The sequence below is a fragment of the Streptomyces incanus genome, assembly GCF_042656345.1.
Taxonomy (GTDB): domain Bacteria; phylum Actinomycetota; class Actinomycetes; order Streptomycetales; family Streptomycetaceae; genus Streptomyces; species Streptomyces incanus.
Genome location: NZ_JBHSPC010000123.1, coordinates 58,979 through 73,330 on the forward strand (window position 1 = coordinate 58,979; position 14,352 = coordinate 73,330).

General features: G+C 69.2%; 15 protein-coding genes. 11 read left to right on the plus strand and 4 right to left on the minus strand.

Features of this window, described 5'->3' with window-relative positions; all coding sequences use genetic code 11:
• Positions 1-45: 45 nt before the first annotated feature.
• Together ACFP2V_RS32970 and ACFP2V_RS32975 are read right to left on the minus strand one after the other, a co-directional pair.
• Positions 46-516, minus strand: a complete 471-nt coding sequence (locus tag ACFP2V_RS32970) for an esterase-like activity of phytase family protein (protein ID WP_381218948.1) — start codon at positions 514-516, stop codon at positions 46-48.
• A 147-nt stretch (positions 517-663) separates the two neighbouring features.
• Positions 664-1,773, minus strand: coding sequence for a YihY/virulence factor BrkB family protein (locus ACFP2V_RS32975; RefSeq protein ID WP_381218949.1), 1,110 nt, complete (start codon positions 1,771-1,773; stop codon positions 664-666).
• Positions 1,774-1,967: 194 nt separating this feature from the next.
• Between ACFP2V_RS32975 and ACFP2V_RS32980 the strand changes: the two genes are divergently transcribed.
• Positions 1,968-3,122, plus strand: a complete 1,155-nt coding sequence (locus tag ACFP2V_RS32980; protein ID WP_381218950.1) for an aromatic acid exporter family protein — start codon at positions 1,968-1,970, stop codon at positions 3,120-3,122.
• A 204-nt stretch (positions 3,123-3,326) separates the two neighbouring features.
• Positions 3,327-3,653: a plasmid stabilization protein gene (locus ACFP2V_RS32985; protein ID WP_381218951.1), complete on the plus strand. Its 327-nt coding sequence runs from the start codon at positions 3,327-3,329 to the stop codon at positions 3,651-3,653.
• An 85-nt stretch (positions 3,654-3,738) separates the two neighbouring features.
• Here the strand turns inward: ACFP2V_RS32985 and ACFP2V_RS32990 are convergent, their stop codons facing one another.
• Positions 3,739-4,341, minus strand: coding sequence for a flavodoxin family protein (locus ACFP2V_RS32990; RefSeq protein ID WP_381218952.1), 603 nt, complete (start codon positions 4,339-4,341; stop codon positions 3,739-3,741).
• A gap of 295 nt (positions 4,342-4,636) precedes the next feature.
• On the opposite strand from ACFP2V_RS32990, the gene ACFP2V_RS32995 reads away from it, so the two are divergent.
• The 6 genes from ACFP2V_RS32995 (at position 4,637) to ACFP2V_RS33020 (ending at position 11,077) form a co-directional block, all read left to right on the plus strand.
• Positions 4,637-6,091, plus strand: coding sequence for an FG-GAP and VCBS repeat-containing protein (locus tag ACFP2V_RS32995; RefSeq protein WP_381218953.1), 1,455 nt, complete (start codon positions 4,637-4,639; stop codon positions 6,089-6,091).
• A gap of 535 nt (positions 6,092-6,626) precedes the next feature.
• Positions 6,627-6,917, plus strand: coding sequence for a helix-turn-helix domain-containing protein (locus ACFP2V_RS33000; RefSeq protein ID WP_381218965.1), 291 nt, complete (start codon positions 6,627-6,629; stop codon positions 6,915-6,917).
• A 511-nt stretch (positions 6,918-7,428) separates the two neighbouring features.
• Positions 7,429-8,160 (plus strand): ferritin-like domain-containing protein, encoded by a 732-nt coding sequence (locus ACFP2V_RS33005; protein WP_381218954.1) that lies wholly within the window; start codon positions 7,429-7,431, stop codon positions 8,158-8,160.
• Between the two features lie 536 nt (positions 8,161-8,696).
• Positions 8,697-9,425 (plus strand): hypothetical protein, encoded by a 729-nt coding sequence (locus ACFP2V_RS33010; RefSeq protein WP_381218955.1) that lies wholly within the window; start codon positions 8,697-8,699, stop codon positions 9,423-9,425.
• Positions 9,422-9,793, plus strand: a complete 372-nt coding sequence (locus tag ACFP2V_RS33015; RefSeq protein WP_381218956.1) for a winged helix-turn-helix domain-containing protein — start codon at positions 9,422-9,424, stop codon at positions 9,791-9,793. Before ACFP2V_RS33010 ends, ACFP2V_RS33015 begins: the two co-directional genes overlap by 4 nt.
• A gap of 771 nt (positions 9,794-10,564) precedes the next feature.
• Positions 10,565-11,077, plus strand: a complete 513-nt coding sequence (locus ACFP2V_RS33020) for a GNAT family N-acetyltransferase (protein ID WP_381218957.1) — start codon at positions 10,565-10,567, stop codon at positions 11,075-11,077.
• Positions 11,078-11,152: 75 nt separating this feature from the next.
• Here the strand turns inward: ACFP2V_RS33020 and ACFP2V_RS33025 are convergent, their stop codons facing one another.
• The gene (locus ACFP2V_RS33025; protein WP_381218958.1) at positions 11,153-11,665 is read right to left on the minus strand and encodes a MarR family winged helix-turn-helix transcriptional regulator; all 513 of its coding nucleotides are present in this window, start codon (positions 11,663-11,665) and stop codon (positions 11,153-11,155) included.
• A 31-nt stretch (positions 11,666-11,696) separates the two neighbouring features.
• On the opposite strand from ACFP2V_RS33025, the gene ACFP2V_RS33030 reads away from it, so the two are divergent.
• The 3 genes from ACFP2V_RS33030 to ACFP2V_RS33040 all read left to right on the plus strand — a co-directional run bounded on the left by ACFP2V_RS33030 (position 11,697) and on the right by ACFP2V_RS33040 (position 14,111).
• The gene (locus ACFP2V_RS33030; RefSeq protein WP_381218959.1) at positions 11,697-12,773 is read left to right on the plus strand and encodes a GNAT family N-acetyltransferase; all 1,077 of its coding nucleotides are present in this window, start codon (positions 11,697-11,699) and stop codon (positions 12,771-12,773) included.
• 437 nt (positions 12,774-13,210) lie between these two features.
• Complete coding sequence (locus ACFP2V_RS33035) at positions 13,211-13,840, plus strand: DUF3887 domain-containing protein (protein ID WP_381218960.1); 630 nt, start codon at positions 13,211-13,213, stop codon at positions 13,838-13,840.
• 55 nt (positions 13,841-13,895) lie between these two features.
• Positions 13,896-14,111, plus strand: coding sequence for a PLDc N-terminal domain-containing protein (locus tag ACFP2V_RS33040; protein ID WP_381218961.1), 216 nt, complete (start codon positions 13,896-13,898; stop codon positions 14,109-14,111).
• The last annotated feature ends 241 nt before the right edge of the window (positions 14,112-14,352 follow it).

Consider the following 14,352-nt stretch of genomic DNA (forward strand, 5'->3'; position numbering starts at 1 on the left):
GGTCCGCGGCCGCCCGGGTCCTGCCGGTGCGGTGATTCCGGCCGGTCAGTCGCGGCCGAAGATCTTCTTGCCGGAGCCGAGGCGCAGGAAGACGGTCTCGCCGGAGGCGTCGTCCAGGGCGTCGTTGTCGGTCACGGCGTAGACGCGGCCGTCGCCGCCGACGGTCAGACCCTCGAGCTTCTCCTGGGTCCGTCCGTTCGTCGCCCTCAGGTCGGGCAGTACGTCGTGGGCGAGCCTCTTGCGCAGGACGGGCAGCTCGTCCGACGGCGCGGCCGATGCCGGCGGGTCGACGGTGCAGACGCGCTTGACCTTCGCGGCGGGACCGGTCGGCTTGTCCCGCTCGATGACGGCGAGCCTGTCGCCGACCACGGTGATCTCGGAGAGGCCGATCCGGTCGCCGGGAGGGGTGGTGCTGCCGATGCGGTAGCCGTACCAGCTCCAGGTGCCGGCCGCGACGTCGTACCGGCTGACGGACGGGAAAGCGGGCACCGTCGGCTGTTCGGCGGTGCCCCTCACTTCCGCGCTCTGCAGCGCTCCGTGGCGCTTTGTCGGTGCGGCGCTCCGCGCCTGGTCGACCTGCCGCCGGGCTCGGTCAGGAGAGCGTGAGGGCACTCCTCGTGCCGCTCGCCCCACTAGTGGTGTCCCCTCCAGGAGGACGGGCCATCAGGAATCGAGGCGGCGGCGGTCCTCCTCGTCCCACTTCCGGGTGTCGCGCGGCTCCACGTAGGGCTCCTCGTGGGCCGGATGGCCCCCGGCGACGGCGCGCTGGCGGGCCAGCTCCGCGTCGAACTCCAGGCCGAGCAGGATGGCCAGGTTGGTGATCCACAGCCACACCAGGAAAATGATCACACCGGCGAAAGTGCCGTAGGTCTTGTTGTACGAGCCGAAGTTCGCCACGTACAGCGCGAACCCCGCCGAGACGATCATCCAGATCACCAGTGCGAGGAAGCTGCCCAGCGTGATCCAGCGGAAGCCGCGGACCTTCGCGTTCGGGGTGGCCCAGTACAGGACCGCGATCATCACGGTGACCAGGACGACCAGCACCGGCCACTTCGCGATCGACCACACGGTCAGCGCCGCGTCACCGACCCCGAGCGCACTGCCGGCCTGCCGGGCCAGGCTGCCGGTGAACACCACGATCAGCGAACTGATCACCGCCATCACCATCAGCAACACGGTCACGCCGACCCGCACCGGCAGCACCTTCCACACCGGACGGCCCTCGGGGACGTCGTAGACCGCGTTGGCGCTGCGGATGAACGCGGCGACATAGCCCGAGGCCGACCACACCGCCAGCACCAGGCCCAGGATCGCCACGATCGAGCCGATCCCGCCCCTGCCCTGCATCTGCTGCACCGCGGTGCGCAGGACGTCCTGCGCCGGGCCCGGCGCGAGCTTCTGGATGTTGTCCAGGACCGACTGCGTGGTCGACCGCCCGACGACCCCCAGCAGCGACACCAGCGCCAACAGGGCGGGGAACAGCGCCAGGATCGAGTAGTAGGTCAGCGCCGCGGCCCGGTCGGTCAACTCGTCCTTCCGGAACTCCTTCAGGGTGCCTTTCAGGACCGCCCTCCAGGAGCGTTTGGACAGGTCGGTAGGGCTCTCCGGCGCCCGCTCCTCCACCTGTTCGTCAGGCCCGGCGTCGGGAGCCCGCCCCGTTTCGGCCCGCCCCGTCTCGGTCTGCCGGTCCTCGGCTTGGCGGCCCTCGTCCTCGCCGCTCTCGGCAGGGGTCTGCCCGCCGTGATTTCCGTGCTGTCCCGCTGTCCGCGCCATTCCCCGCGGGTATCCGGCCCACCGCCACTCATGCATGGAGGCGAGACATGTCAACTTTTCGGACTCCTCTCCGATGTCCTCTCCTGCGTCCTCGGCCTTCCGCGCAGGTGGCGGTGTGGGCCGGACGGCACCAGCCGGCTTCGGCTCCGGGAACCGCAGGTGCGTCTCGTCCCTGATGTGGCACTTGCTGTTCCATGGAGTGGATGCAGAGGGTGAACCGGGCCGCCCGGCGCTGGGCCGGGACAGCCGTCGCGGCGGTCCGGCGGGCGTGGGAAGGTCCGGGCCGTGAGCGGGATCTGGCGATGCAGGCGGGCAAGGGGGCGCTGGCCGCCTGGGTGGCGTGGGCGGTGATGGGCTGGTGGCTCGCGGCGCCGATGGCGTTCGTGGCGCCGTGGGTCGCGGTGGTGCTGGTGGAGTCGACGGTGTACCGGTCGGTCGCGCACGGGCTGCAGCAGCTCGCGGCGATCGGGGTGGGCACGGCGCTGGCGACAGCGGTGGCCCTGCTGCTGGACAGCACGATGGTCGCGATGGCCCTGGTCCTCCCGGTGGTGCTGCTCCTCGGACAGTGGCAGCGCCTGGGAAGCCAGGGTGTCTACGCAGCCACCGGTGCGCTTTTCGTACTGACCGGTGGCCAGGTGACCGTCGCCGGGTCGGCCGCCCGCGTCCTGGAGGCGGTCTTCGGCGCGGCGGTCGGAGTGGCGGTCAACGTGCTGATCCGGCCTCCGGTGTACCTGCGGGACGCCCGCGCCGCGCTGGAGGACACGGCCCACGAGGCGCACGAACTCCTGGGCGCGGTGGCCGACGGGCTGGCCACCGGCGAGTGGGACGCCCATGCGGCCGGGGACTGGCATGTGCGGGCGCTGCGTCTGGGCCGTCTGGTCGACCAGGCGCGGTCGGCGATCGGCTGGGGCCGGGAAAGCATGCGCGTCAACCCGCTCGGGCGTCGCAAGCGGGCTCTCTCCCCGCCCGGCGAGGCGTACGCCGACGCGGTGGACGTACTCGACTACGTCGCCGTCCACACCGCGGGCGTGACCCGGACCGTGTGGGAGACCGCGGACGGCGGGAAGACGACCCGACCTGCCCCGGAACTCACCCGTGCCTACGCGGATTTCCTACGCCATACAGCGCGCGCCATCCGGCTGTACGGTCAGACCCGGTTCGGCCCGAGCGGCCGTGACGACTCCGTCGCGGAGCAGCTGCGCGAGGCGGTCGAGGAACTCCACCGCGCCCTGGACGCGTTCCGTCGACGGCTGCCGGGAGCCGTGCCCGACGACCCGGCCGCGCTGGCGACCTACGGAACGCTGCTGGCCCAGGCGCATCGCCTGGCCGATCAACTCGTGCAGGACTGACACGCCGAGTGGTGGGGTGGGAGGGCACGACGGCCGCGTGTTCGGGCGGGTTCCCGGGGAACTCGTCGATTCCGACGGTCCCTCCACCGGAGGGGCCCGCCACCCGACCGCAGTCCGGACGAGAGTCCGCGAGACCAAGAGACCAAGAGACCAAGAGACCGAGAGACCGAGAGACCGGGAGACCGAGAGACAGGGAGAAACACCATGCCGGCTGGATCCAGCTCCAAGCGTGAACGTCAGTACGAACACATCAAGGAGAGCGCCGAGGACCGTGGCGAGTCGTCGAAGCGGGCCGAGGAGATCGCGGCCCGGACCGTCAACAAGGAGCGGGCCAGGTCGGGCGAGTCCAGGACCGCCGGCAAGGCCTCCCTGCGGGACCCGAAGTCGGCCTCCCAGCGCGGCGGGGAGCGCTCGCACAGCGGCGCGGAAGGGCCGACCAGGGACCAGCTCTACGAAGAGGCCAGGAAGCGCAACATCCACGGTCGCTCCTCGATGAGCAAGCAGCAGTTGAAGAGCGCACTCGACCGCTGACGCGAGAGGCCCGCCGAGAGGAGACGTCACACGCTCGGCGGGCCACGCCCTTGCCTGCTCATGCCGTAGTGGCGAGGAGGGAACCTCAGCCGGGGGCCGACAACGGGTGTGTGGTCAGTGCCCGTGCGACGCCGAAGAGGTTGTCGGCCATGGCGCGCCCGGTGTCGTGCGCCCACTCGCGGCCCCGCTGCTCGTCCAGGTAGTCGGGCCCCGGACCGGGCCCCAGGTGCCAATACGTCCACGCCTGGCCGGGAATCGTGTAGCCGATGTCCGCGAGGGCCCCGGAGATCTCGCTGATCACGTGGTGGGCGCCGTCCTCGTTCCCGGTGACCACCACCCCGGCGACGCGGTTGTAGGCGACGGGGCGATTCTCGTCGTCCGTCTCGGACATCATCGCGTTCATGCGCTCCAGGACGCGCTGCGCCACCGAGGAGGGCCGGCCCAGCCACGTCGGCGAGGCGATGATCAGGATCTCCGATTCCAGGAGCTTCGCGTGGACCCGGGGCCACTCGTCGCCGTCGCCCCCGTCGGTGACCACGCCGGGGACGAGGTGGAGGTCGACGGCCCGTACGAGGTCCACTTCGACCTCGTGCTTGGACAGCCGCTCCGCGACCACGCCGGACAGCGCCTCGGTGTTGGAGGGTTCGGGGGACGCCTTGAGGGTGCAGTTGATGACCAGTGCCTTCACGTTCGCTCCGAGGTCGGGGGACGGGCGGCCCGCTGCACGAACACGAGCCCACAGCGCCCCCACGGGTACCCCCGGGCAGCAGACGTAACGAAACCCCGGTTCCCGCAGCCGACCGACGAGCTGTGAGCCGAAGGCGCCCGCGTCCGTATCCGCGTCCGTATCCGCGTTCGTGCTGCGTCCGTGCCGTGTCCGTGCCGCGTACAACCATTGGACATCCGTGCGAGTCCAAGAACGCAGTTCAAGGGCCCTACGGGCACGTCGGGCCCTACGGGCACGTCACGGACAACGGAGAACCATGCGCGCCTCACGCACCGTCCTCGCCACCGCCACGGCACTCGCGGCAGCGGTCTGCACCTCCCTCCTCGTCGCCCCGACGGCGGCCGCGGCCCCCGCCAAGCTGTCCGACGACTTCAACGGCGACGGTTACCGCGACTTCGTCATGCTCGGCGGGGCGCACGGCAAGGACGGCCGGGTCACCGTCGTCTACGGCACGTCGACCGGCCCCGGCACGCGCGTCCAGACCATTCACCAGAACTCGCCAGGCATCCCCGGAGCGGTGGAGGAGGGGGACGACTGGGGGTTCGCCGCGACCAGCGCCGACCTCGACCGCGACGGCTACGCGGACCTGGTCGTCGCCTCACCGGGCGAGAAGGTCGGCGCGATCCAGATGCGCGGGGGCCTGACCGTCGTCTGGGGCGGGTCGAAGGGTCTCGGCTCCGGCACCGTCTTCCACTCGCCCATCGCGCCGGAGAACGCCTACTCGGGCGACCAGTTCGGCCTGGACGTCGTCGCGGGCGACTTCGACGGCGACGGCGACCAGGACCTCGCCGCGATCAGCGTCAGCCGGGCCGGCGCGGTCCTGCTCAAGGGCCCCTTCACCCGGAAGGGCGGGAAGAGCGGCTGGCAGTCCCTCGGCAAAAGCTACGGCTACCTGAGCGCGTCCCAGCTGGTGGCGGGCCAGGTCACCGCCGACGGCGCCACCGACCTGTACATCCTCGGCAGCGATCTCCAGGGCGGTGACGGCCTGAACCTGCGCGCATACTTCCACCGCGGCGGCGCCGACTTCACCCGGCGCGCGAGCGCGACCCTCGTACCGGACGACGGCGGCCACCAGGTGGGCGGCGGCCCCATCACCGCCATCGGCGACTTCGACAAGGACGGCTACGGCGACCTCGCCATCGGACGCGGCTACGAGCGGCCGGACGGCGAGAAGGGCTATGTCACGGTCCACTACGGCGGTTCCTCCGGCCCGAACACCGCCCGCAAGCCGGTGAAGTTCACTCAGAACACGGCGGGCGTGCCGGGCTCCTCGGAGAAGGGGGACCACTTCGGTGCCGCCGTCGTCGCAGGCGACGTCAACGGCGACGGCTACGCGGACCTCGCCGTCGGCGCCCCCGGAGAGGACTTGGAAGGCAAGCGCGACGGCGGCATGGTCACGGTCCTGCTCGGCCGCAAGGGCGGCCTGTCCGGCACCGGAGCCAAGGCGTACCACCAGAACACGTCCGGTGTCGCGGGAGCCGTCGAGAACAACGACTCCTTCGGCCAGAATCTCAAGCTCACCGACTACACCCGCGACGGCCGTGCCGACCTGGTCGTCGACACGAACGAGCAGCTGGACAACACCCGCTGGGGCCTGGTCCACCTGCTGAAGGGCTCCAAGTCCGGCACCACCGGCACCGGTTCGAAGTCGTTCACGGTGAAGTCCCTCAAGATGACGTACAAGACGCTCGGCGGCCCCTTCCCCCACTGACACCGGGCGGCCGGGCAGGCGGCCGACGTCAACCTCAAGTCGCGCACCTGGACCGATGTGAAGGACGGCAAGGTATACGCCGTCCACGAGTCCTACGACGACCATGCGCGCCCTGAGGACGTCAGTATCCGTATCCGGAAGAAGGGCAGCGACCGGGTCCTCGACACGGTCCGGCTCACCGGCACCGACCAGTGCGCTCCCGATTACCGCTGCTGGGACATGAAGTTCCCGAGCGAGCCGGTCACGCTCCCCGGAACGGGCGCCTGCACCACGGACGTCGTGGTCGGGAAAGGCCGGTCGGGCGAGCTCGCCCATCGCTCCAACACTGCCCGCTCGTCATCAGAGAGCAACAACGGTTCCAGCTTCGGGCCCCGACGAGGAACTGACGCACCAGCAGCAGAGGTCACGCAACCACTGACGATCAACTACTGGCGCGGGACACTTAATACACCAGCGACGAGGATGAGGAGTAGTCCTGCCCAAGAAGGTTGCGCAGGACTGGGAGGCTCTGGAGCAGGAGCTGTACGTGGCGGGCATGGAGCCGGTCGAGGTGGAGGCAGGGTCTCGCCGGCTCCTCGCCGAGACGCGCGGCCATCGGCTCGCCGAGGCGCGCAAGCAGTCCGGTCTCGCCCAGCGGGAAGTGGCGGCCCGGACGGGAGTCGGCATCGTCAGGGTTTCCCGGATCGAACACGGCGAGGGGGCCATGCCGGACGTCATCGCCCGCTATGTGGAGGCGCCCGGTGGCCGACTGGACCTGGTTGCGGACTTCGGTGATCACACGGTGCGGATGCCGACCGGCAGTGATCACGGCACTGCGGCGGCGTAGCGGCTGACGGGAGGACGTTAATCGTGGAACCGTCTCTTCGGCCATGACGGCTCCTGCGGTGGCTGTCAGCACCCGTCGCGGCCGGTCTGGACGCAAGAATCCCTGGGGCGATGACCTGAAAGTTTCCCATGGAGCGGGTGACGAGGATCGAACTCGCGCCCTGAGTCCGGGAAGCTCGGGTTGTCCATGGCTGGTTGTCGGATCGACCTGTCGTGAAGGAACCTTCGGCCACGGCCGGCCGCCCGTGGTTCCCGGCACGACCTGGCATGCGTCCGGCACGCCTTCTCGCCACGTCAGACGTACAGACTGATATCGCCCTCGTGCGACCCGGTAGCGATCAGCGTGCTGCCGTTGGCACGTTCCATCGCCGTGAGGTGATCCACAGGTCTCTCGTGCGGGACGTGTGAGCCGGTGAGGCTCGCGGCGCCGGGCAGCGGTGGAACGGTTCGGTCTCCGCCGTCGTCGTCCCTCATCGGGACGCGGTGGTCGCGCCCCGAGGAGGGGAGACCGGGTGCACACGGGTGGCTTCGCCAAGTGGACAAGGCGGTTCGAGGACGAGCGCGAGCGCAGGAGCGCCCAGGGCGACCCGGACTGGGAGCAGGGCGCGACGCTGCATCCGGCGGTGTGGGCCGGCATCCAGCGCTTCCAGGTCGGCGAGGACGGTGACGGCGCCAACCTCATCGGCAAAGCGGACGAGGCCGGCGACGGCGACTACGCACGGGCGGTCCGGCTCTTCGTCGCCGAGGAGCAGAACCACGCCCGTCTTCTCGCCCGGCTGCTGGCCGCGGGGCACATACCGACGTTGACCGGGCACTGGAGCGACACGATCTTCGTACGGCTGCGGCGACTCATGGGCCTGCGCATGGAACTGCTGGTGCTGATGATCGCGGAAGTGGTGGCACTGCGTTACTACCGGGCCCTGCGCGACGGCACCGACGACTCGCTCACTTCGGATGTGGCGGGGCGCATCCTGTCCGACGAACAGCGCCACGTCCCGTTCCACTGCGAGCGGTTGCACGCCTCCCTGGCGGAGCTGCCCCGCGCAGTGCGCCGCCCGGTGATGGCCCTGTGGCGACTCCTTCTGCTCGCGGTCTCCCTCGCCGTCGCCGCCGACCACGGCCCGGCGCTGCGACGACTCGGTATCGGACGCCTGCGCTTCGTGGCTGATGTCGTGGCCTCGTCCGGCACGGTCGTCTCCGCGGTCCTCGCGCCCCGCCCGGACGCATGGACCAGTACGGACTGACAACGGACAGCCCACCGCTTCTGGCCCACCCCTTCAGGAGTTCGATCCTTCGGGTGTTCTGGAGCCTTGGCGGTTGCTGGGCCTGTGCGCTCGGCCGCTCAAGGCCGCCTGCGTGCGCTGCCGTTGAGGTGAGTTGGTGATGCCGGGTTGGAGGGCAGGGTGGATGTGTGCCCTCGGTCGCTGCTGAGTGGCCCGGCGGCCCCGACGTGATCACTCGGCAGCCGACACTCACTCGTCGAGCTTGAACTGCACCTTTGGTTGTACTCGTCATGTCAGAGGACTTCATGCCGGTAGGGCGGCCGCCTGCGCCGGTGCGGCGACCCGGTGAATAACTCTTGAGCGCAGTGTACTTTGTTATGCAAAGTAGCTCGGTGGGCGACCGGCCGGTCGTCCGCTTCCCTGCGCTCCCGAGGCGCGACCACAAGGGGGACACCGTGGGAAAACCGTCACTGAGCAGCGCGAGATCCGAACCGAGGGCACAGGTTGCGGCCCTGTTGGCGGCCACGGAAGGTCTGCGGGCCAGGACCCGCGCGCAGATGAACGGCTCATGGGTCGCTCTTCTCGGCTTCGGACTTCTCGCGCTGGCGGCTGCTCCGGTCGCCTGGTACGCCTTCAATTTCGGCGCCCACGGTCGCAGCGTCATGTCCTATCCGGCCTTCGCCTACGCAGAGTTGATCGGCCTGTGCGTCGTCCATGAACAGGGAACCCCTTGCCTGAGGGGCGAGTTCGACGGCGCCGTCCTGCGCTTCGTGGCCTGGGGGCTGTGGTTCGCGCTCCTCCCCCTGGCCTGGTTCACCTTCGCCCGCTGGTACCGCCTGCGTGGCGAGTCCCGAGGTATCGTCCCCCGCCGCAGCGTGTGGATCCGCGCGACCACCGTGACCACCGCAGTGATCACGGCCGCCCTGCTGGCGCTCTTGTTCGGCAGGAACCAGGCGTGGGAGCTCGTGGTGCTGGAGAACAGCTACGCCTCCCCGTGGTACCTGGTCGGTATCGGGCTCGTCGCTCTCGGGGTGGTCGAACGAAGCTGGATCGCGGCCGGCGCCGGCGCCGCTCATGCCCTGTTGCTCACCGGCTACCTCGGTGCCTCCTGGGGCAGTGGATGGCTTCCCTGGCGGCACCCCGCCCACCCGGGCTGGTCCGACGGACCGCAGGCCAAGGCGCTCCTGCTCGCCGCTGTCCTGCTTCTCGCCGGCCTGGCCGAGTGGGCGCTGGCACGTCGTCGAGCCGCGTCCGGTCACGCCGAGGCGAGTACGGTTGCCTCATGAGTGTCGGGGCGGCCGCTGCACGGGATGACCAGGAAGGGCTCCATCCGGCCCAGTCTCTGGACGACACCGTCCATCAGCGTGTGCGACTCGGCATTCTCACCATCGCCCGGGAAGCCGACCGGGTCGAGTTCGGCTTCCTGAAAAAGCAGCTGGCCGCCACGGACGGAAACCTCTCCCGGCACCTGAAAGTGCTCGAGGAATCGAACCTGATCACCGTGGAGAAGGGCTACGTCGGTCGTCGCCCACGGACGTGGATCGCCCTGACCCGCGAAGGCGCGCAGGCACTGGACGCCGAACTCCGCGCCCTGCGCGCACTCGTCCTCCGTCTGGAAAGTCCCCGCCCCGCTCCCGGCCCGCCCGGCACATGAACACCGCTTGCTGAGGCACTTCGACGTGTTGGTCCTGCTGGATGGACACCGGGGAGAACGCCGTAGCCGTCAGTGAGTACACCTGGGGCATACCGAGCCGAGGCTCACACTGAAGGTGTAGGTCCACCTCATGCCCGGCAGTCGCGGCCGCACGCGGAAGGCCCTCGCCAAGGCGCTGCGGCCTGACGGCTTCCGATGCTGAGGGCCCACAGGGGGCCAGAGCAAACGACAGCCCCCGGCCCGCGCCGTATGCGCAGGCCGGGGGCTTACGGCGTCGGGTTGCTTCTTCTTGCCCTGGGTCTTGCCGGGGATCTTGGTGACCTGCGTTTTCGCTGCTCAGAGACGGTAGGCCCGTGCGCCTGGTGGTCGTCGTTGGTCGTCATTGGGATCGCGTCCCGCCAGGTGGTGTAGCCGATCAAGTACTCGGAATGCGCAGGTCATCGCCGCGTCGACGCGGTTCAGGGTCACCCATGGCGCTGACGGCAGGTCAGCCGTGCGCGGTGCGGGAGCCGGGTCCCATGAGGTGGCTGACGCGCGGTTTACCGGAACGCGTCGAGCAAGTTCGCTTACACCACGAGGCGGGGCACGACCGGGCGCGCTGGGGCTGCTTGGAATGGTGCTCTGCGGCCGTTGCGGGTGCAGGTCCGCTCGCCCGGATCCGTCGTCGTCCGGTGACGTTGATGTCAACTATCGATGTCAGTTGCCAGGTACGAGTCCTGGCTCGCCAAAAACTGCTTGCTGGGCTCACGTGGTCGCTGTATTGCAGGGGGCATGACTTGGATCATTGCCCCTGAGGCCTTCGACTCGCCTGACGCGACGAGCCTGCGTCGTGACTACTATGCCGAGGTCGCGAGCCGTTACTGGAAGCGGCCGGCGACCTCCGAAGAGATCGACCAGGGGCTGGCCGGGGACGGAGCCGAGCTCCTTGCCCCGCCCACGGGTCAGTTCGTCGTCGGCCGCTATGGCGGCGAGGTGGCCGCCTGCGGTGGGGTGGTCATGCTGGACGCGACCCGTGCCGAACTCACCCGGGTCTACGTGCGGCCCGTCCTCCGCGGACGCAGGGGCGCGAGCCTCCTGCTCAACGTGCTGGAGGACGAGGCGCGCAGGCTCGGTGCCCGCCGGATGGTCCTCAATACCCGCCTGGATCTGATCGAGGCCCGCTCGCTGTACGTACGTCACGGCTATGCCGAGATACCTGCTTACTGCACGGGCCCCTACATGGAGATCTGGTACGGCAAGGATCTCGTCTGTCAGGTGTCTGCCGCTCAGACAGGGAGTGTCTGAGCAACGGCGGATCCGGTGGCCGGTGAGAGCGCGCTGACGATGTGTCCCGGAGGACTGTTCTGCCCCAACGGGTGGTCATGCCGATGAGCGCCGTGTGGGTGATCGCTCGTCGGGATCGCCATCGGCTTGAGGTTGTTCCAGCTTCCGGGCGATCTGCTCGAGGGCGGCGAGGTCTGCGGGGGCGAGCCGGTCGATGAAGTGGTGTCGCACCGACGCGACGTGGGTCGGTGCGGCGTTCTCGAGTGCGTCCAGACCTTGTGCGGTGAGCATCAGGAGGCAGCCCCTGCCGTCGGTCGGGTCCGGTGCGCGCCGCAGCAGACCGCGTGCTTCCATCCGGGTCGCGTGCCGGGACAGCCGGCTGCGTGACCAGCCCATCTTGTCGGCTTGTTCCCTCAGCGTGCCGGTATGCCCCGGATGCTCCGACAGTGTGCTCAGTACCTCGTAGTCGGGTTCGGACAGGCCGATCGCGGCCAGATCGCGCGCCGTGCCGGTCTGGACAGTGACCATGACGCGCCGGAAGGCCCGCCAGGCTCGGTCCTCGTCGTGGTTCAGCCAGCGCGCGGCCCCGGGCGACGAGTTCGTTGACATGTAATCAACCTAGCACGTAGGTTTCGTTTCCATGTCAACGAAAAAGCTTCGTATTCTCGTTCTGATGTGCAGCACCCGCCCGGGCGCCCTCGGCCCCGCCGTGGGGCAGGGGCTGATCGACGCGATCACCCCTCGGGCGGCGGAACTGGGCGTCGAACTCGTACCGGTGGCACTCGGCGACCTGAGGCTGCCCTTCCTCGACGAGGAGGAACATCCGTCATCGGGCGTCTACCAGCACGAGCACACCCGTCGGTGGAGCGCGATCGCGGACGCCGCGGAAGGGTTCATCGCGGTCACGCCGGAGTACAACTACGGGATGCCGGCGACTCTGAAGAACGCGCTGGACTACCTCAGCGCCGAGTGGGCGTGGAAGCCGATCGGCTTCGTCAGCTATGGCAACACGTCGGCGGGTACCCGATCCGTCCAGCACGCCAAGCAGGTGGTGACCACGCTGCGCATGGTCCCGCTGGGTGCCACGGTCGCGATCCGCATCGGTGATTCCGTGCGGCACGGGCGGCTACGGCCGGACGCCACCCGCGATGCGGCGGGTGTCGCTCTGCTGGACGAGCTGGTCCGGGTCGCCCACGCCCTGAGGCCGATGCGCGAGAGCGCGCGAGCCGGGACCTTGCCCGGCCCCTTGCCGGGGTCCTACGCGAGGCGGCTGACCCCGGACGACGCTCCGGAGGTCACCGTGCTGCAGCGGTGCTGCTGGGTGGAAGAGGCCGTCGTCAACGACACCATTGCCGTACCGGCACTGCACGAGTCGCTGGAGGAGGTGCGTGAGTGGCTGGCCAGCTGGCACACCACGGGCATCTGGCTCGACGGCCGGCTGCTGGGTATGGTGCGAACCCGCTCCATCGAGACCGACTGGCACCTGGGGCGGCTCGCCGTCGTGCCCGACCTGCGCGGCCGAGGACTGGGCCGGTGGCTGTTGCGCACCGCCGAAGCCGCCGCCGGACCGGACTTCCGCCGCATCCTGCTGTTCACCGGCGCCAAGAGCCTGCGGAACATCGACCTCTACCAGGGCCAGGGCTACCAGCCGGTGTCAATGGCCGGCCCTGACGGAGCCGTCTGCCTTGCCAAGGACATATCCGGTGAACGACGCTGACAGGCCTTCACCCTGGCGAAGAAGCAGGTCACCAAGCTGACCGCCGCCGAACGCGCCGCCTGCGAGCACGCCTTCGCCCCTCTGGGGAACTGGCGCGTCCCGGCCAAGCTCCGCCTTCACGCTCGCCACGCCACCACACTCCTGCGGGCCCTGCTCGTCCTCGCGAACCTCGAAGTCGCCCGCTGGCAGATGGTCTACAGCCCGGACGACCGGCCACGACCGGCCACGACCAGCACGACCAGCACGACCAGCACGACCAGCACGACCAGCACGACCAGTACGAGCAGCAGGAGAGTCATCACACCAGTCCGGCGACCAGCAACTTCAGAGCAAGGGGCAAGAGTTGCGGATCGTGGGAGTGCGAGTGCCGGCGTGACGGGCCGGCACTCGTAAAGGCTTCCTTGACATTGCTCTAGTTGTAAAGGCATCCTTTACGCATGGCCGATTCCCCCCGGACTCTCACTACCCTCAGCGGTCTGCTGGCCGAGCAGGCATCGGCCTTGGCCGAGGCGCTGGCCGACCCATTGGCGTCACCTGTCTACCTCGACCTGGTCCGGCGTGCTCAAAGCGTCGACGGTCTGGCGGAACAGGTGCTCAAGCTGTGCGTGCAGCAGTGCCGGGATGCCGGCCACACCTGGCAGGAGCTCGGGGACCTGCTCGGAGTCACCCGCCAGGCCGCCTTCCAGCGGTTCGGCAAGCCCATCGATCCCCGGACGGGAGAACCCATGGACAAGACAGTACGCATGGCTGACGCTGGAGAACGAGCGATCACGATCGTCACGGCCGTCCTCGAAGGGCGCATGGACGAAGCCAGGCAGTCCTTCAACGCGCAGGTCCTGGAAGCTTTCACCGACGAAGTCCGGGGCGACGGCCTGGCCACGGTCACCGGCCTTGTGGGTGCGTTCGAGGGCTTCGATGAGGGTGAGCCGTTTGTCCGCCGCATCGGCGACCACACCGTCGTCGACATCCCGCTGCGCTACGAGGCCGGCAACATGAAGGCCCGGGTCGCGTTCGATACGGACGAGAAGGTCGCCGGACTCACCATCCTCGCCCCCGAAACCCCGTAAGACGCCGGCCCGCCCCCTCGCGGGGTGAGGGCCGCCTTCCCCGAGAGACCTACCCGTGCTGGCCGACTCCCTCAGTTCACCGCCGCCCACGCCATGGGTCGCGATCGTGCCGCTCATCGCGATCCTCCCCGCCATCCTCTGCATGATCGACATCTCACGGCACCCACGCACACGGCAGTTCCCGCCCCAGGTCTGGCTGGCCATCTGCGCCTTCGGGAACATCTTCGGCCTCTTCACCTATCTCAGGTTCGGCCGAAGCGAAGACCGGTGACGGCAGCAACCCGGGACAGCGACGCCAAAGGACGGGGCTTGCCGAACCGTGCAACCGCCTCCGCGGATCCGTGAGCTGATCAGACAGCAGCAACTTCTGGACGCTCGACGAGGACATCGTTCTCGAACCTGGCACCCGCGCGAACCAGGGCCTGTCTCGGAACGGATCAGCGGTGCCTGATTCAGGTCAGTCTCCCTGTTCCCTTCGGGTACGCCTTGCTGGCGTGAAAACATGGCTGCGG